The sequence below is a fragment of the Actinosynnema sp. NPDC059797 genome, assembly GCF_042732085.1.
In the GTDB taxonomy this organism is placed as follows: domain Bacteria; phylum Actinomycetota; class Actinomycetes; order Mycobacteriales; family Pseudonocardiaceae; genus Actinosynnema.
Map to the genome: position 1 here is coordinate 1 of NZ_JBHWIE010000744.1, position 1329 is coordinate 1329.

General features: G+C 78.0%; 1 protein-coding gene. It reads left to right on the top strand.

From position 1 onward, the window contains the following. Window positions 1-1250 (top strand): hypothetical protein (locus ACFV4N_RS43850; RefSeq protein WP_499678621.1); only part of this gene is annotated, 1250 nt, incomplete at its 5' end. Window positions 1251-1329: the final 79 nt, after the last annotated feature.

Genomic DNA, 1329 nt, shown 5'->3' on the forward strand with positions numbered 1-1329 from the left:
CGCGGCTCGACGCGCTGCTCCGCCAGTCCCCCGAGGAGGCCGCCGCGGTGGCCGAGGGCCTGGACCTGGAGGCTCCCGAGACGGCGTTCCTGCGCGTGGCGCTGCGCGGCGGACCGCCCGCGCGGGCGGGTGACGTCGCCGAGCTGGAGCGGCTGTCGCCCGGCGCGGCGGCGCACGTGCTCGCCGCCTGCCGGCGGACCTGGCCCGAGCACGTGCCGCTGCTGCTCGCCGGTGCGCTCGACTGGCTCCAGGACGACGTGCTCGCGGCGATGCCGGTCGGGCGCGGGACGGAGTGGGCCGCGGAGCTGAAGCGGGCCCGGCTGCCGCTGCCCCTGCAGGGCGTGGTGGACGCGCTGTGCTACCGCCTCGGCGACCAGCCAGAGCGCCCGCCGGCCGCCGTGCTGCGGCAGGAGCCGAGCGAGGACTACGTGGCGGCGTTCCTCCAGGTGCTGCGGACCGCTCCCGCCGCCCGGCGGCACCGCGTGGTCGCGGCGGTGCTGGCCGGGCCGGGGTGGGCGGAGGTCGGCCCGCGGGTGCTGTCGGCCGTCGTCGACGGCCTGCTCGCGGACCTGCGGGTGCGCGACGGCCACGACGAGCGGCAGGTGGGCATCGCGCTGCGGGCCTTGGTGGAGCGGGTGCCGGAGCTGGCGGACCTGCCCCGCGTCCAGCAGTGGGTCGCGGTGCGGCGGAAGGCGTCCGAGCCGGCGGCCGCGCACGCCCAGCCCTGGTCCCGGCAGCAACCCGCCGCCCGCCGGGAACCCGTCGCCCACGAGGAGCGGCCCCGCGCCGAGCCCGCGCCGGACCGGCGCTTCGCCGAGCGGTGCGCCGACCAGCTCCAGGGGTGGCAGGGGCAGGCCCCGTTCCGCGACATCGCCGGCAGGCTCTCGTCCTGGCAGGACGTCGAGTGGCTGGTGACCGAGGTGGCCGCCGTGCTGGCGGGTCGCCGCGTGGTCAAGTACGAGCAGCTCGTCGCGCTGTTCGCCCGGGAGCTGGTCCGGGAGCACGCGAAGGCGCAGCGGTCCTCGCCGGACGTGCACGCCTTCCTCGACCACCTCGAGGTGGCGATCGAGGCCCGCCGGGTGCTCCACGACGAGGCGGCGATCCTGGTCGAGGGCCGCGGCGCGGTGGGCGGGACGGGTGAAGAGCAGAACCGGCTCCAGGCCATCGCGGGCTGGGTCGTCTCCAAGGTCCCCTTCGTCGGCGGCCAGGAGCCGCCACCGCCGAACGGGCGCTCCTCCCATGGCCGGTGACCGGGTGCGCGAGACCGTCGGCGGTGACGGGGTGCGCGAGGCCGTCGGCGTGGACGTCGGCGCCGTGCTGACCAAGGTC